Below are 1,853 nucleotides of genomic sequence, written 5' to 3' on the forward strand. Positions count from 1 at the left end.
GAAGAGTGAGGAGGATGCTAAGATGAAGGAGATTTCTTTCAAGAATGCTTACATCGTTCACTACAAGGAGACACTCGACGTAAACAACGAGGCGCCGATGACCATCGCGATGACCTTCTCTGCTGAGAATATCACCGTGGGTAATGCCGAGCTCGATAACCGCTGGCCTCGTTCATAGGTCTAAGAAACTTAAGGACCGTGTCGGGCTACGTGCTTGACATGGTCCTTTTAGCTTTCTATTTAGGTCTCACCGCAGTAGGACATACCTATAAGCAGCTGAGGTCGCCACCTTATTATATATAGGGCACAAATCTTATCAAATAGCTTTTCAGCCTTAATTACCTCAAAAAATATATTCAATGGCAATACCTTTTAATCCCATCTCCATCACTATAGGAAAGGATGGACTTTCTTCTTTTAAATCACTTCGTATAGACCAAAGTACTGGTGCACATCATCACTTTGACCTCACGGTTGACCTTGAGTCGGGAGGCAACAGACAGGTGCATAACATCAGTAGCAGTAAAGAGTGGCTCGGCAAAGATATCATAGTGAAAGCTGCGAACAAACCATTCTTCTGTGGCATAGTGACGAACATTGAGTTGCATCGCGATGGCAGCGACTTCGGGTGTATACAGGTGTCTGGATACTCCTCCACTTATCGTATGGAGACGGCACCGAGCTGTTACTCATGGAATGACAGGTCGATTGGTGATGTCGTAAAGAGTCTGTGCAGTGATGGTAAGGTGCAGTTGGCATTGAATGCAGCGCACAAGAAACAGTTGGATTACATCTGCCAATACGAGGAATCTGACTTCGATTTCGTTCGTCGGCTTGCCTTGCAGTATCAGGAGTGGATGTACTATGATGGTCTGAAACTTGTCTTCGGTAAACCAAGACGATTGCCAGACCCTATCAAGATGGAATTTGGTACGTCGCTGAGTTCCCTCAATATTGGCTTACAAACATTAGCTCGTCCAGAATAGGTGTTTACGTTCCATTCTGGTGCAAACCGTGAGATGGACCGCAAGACACCCGATAAGGCTTACGGACATGACAGGATGGCGGGTGATGCGTTCCGTGCTGCGCTTCCCTCCTACCCTAAGGCGGCTCGCCAGTACTCCATACAGCGTGTCAGCTCTATCGATGATCTTGAGAATTATGTACTCCTAAAACAAGCAGCCGAAACGGCTGAAACCCATTACGTCACAGCCGAAAGCCAGGACCCAAGGCTACATGTGGGTTCGGTGATAAGTTTGTATAGTTCTTTCTTAAAGGGAGTTGGCAATCTCTCTCAAGAGAGCTTAGGCGATTTCATTATCATCGAGATGACCCATGAAGTGAGCGAGAGCTGTTACTACAAAAACCGTTTCAAAGCCATTCCTGGTACTGTAATGAGTCTGCCTAACCCAAAGGTTGAAATGCCTCTGGCTGAAACACAGATGGCAACCGTGCTAAGCAATGCCGACCCACATGGAGCGGGTCGTGTGCAGGTGCGCATGAATTGGCAGACCGATAACATGCGAACAAGTTGGGTACGTGTGATGACGCCAGATGGTGGTGGCAGCAAAGACGTAAAGAGCAACCGTGGCTTTGTTTTCATCCCAGAGGTAGGCGACCAAGTCCTCCTTGGCTTCCGTCATGGCGACCCCGCCCGTCCCTACGTTATGGGTAGCCTGTTTAATGGAACGACAGGTGGTGGCGGTGGTCAAGGCAACAACTGCAAAAGCCTNACCAGCCGCACTGGCTGTGCCTTGAAACTTAATGATTCTAAAGGAAGTGTCACGCTGCACGATAAGGGCGGTGTAACCATGACTTTTGATGGTGCAGGTAATGCCACTACAAATGCAAAA

The 1,853-nt window shown here is 47.9% G+C and carries 1 protein-coding gene and 1 pseudogene; both read left to right on the forward strand.

Translation table 11 applies throughout. The features are described 5' to 3' along the window. Positions 1 to 178 (forward strand): type VI secretion system tube protein TssD (gene tssD, locus HMPREF0666_RS17070; protein WP_009013385.1); only part of this gene is annotated, 178 nt, incomplete at its 5' end. Positions 179 to 359: 181 nt separating this feature from the next. Next, positions 360 to 1,853, forward strand: a pseudogene (locus tag HMPREF0666_RS15765) (type VI secretion system Vgr family protein); the annotation flags it as partial.

The organism is Prevotella sp. C561 (assembly GCF_000224595.1).
Lineage (GTDB): Bacteria > Bacteroidota > Bacteroidia > Bacteroidales > Bacteroidaceae > Prevotella > Prevotella jejuni.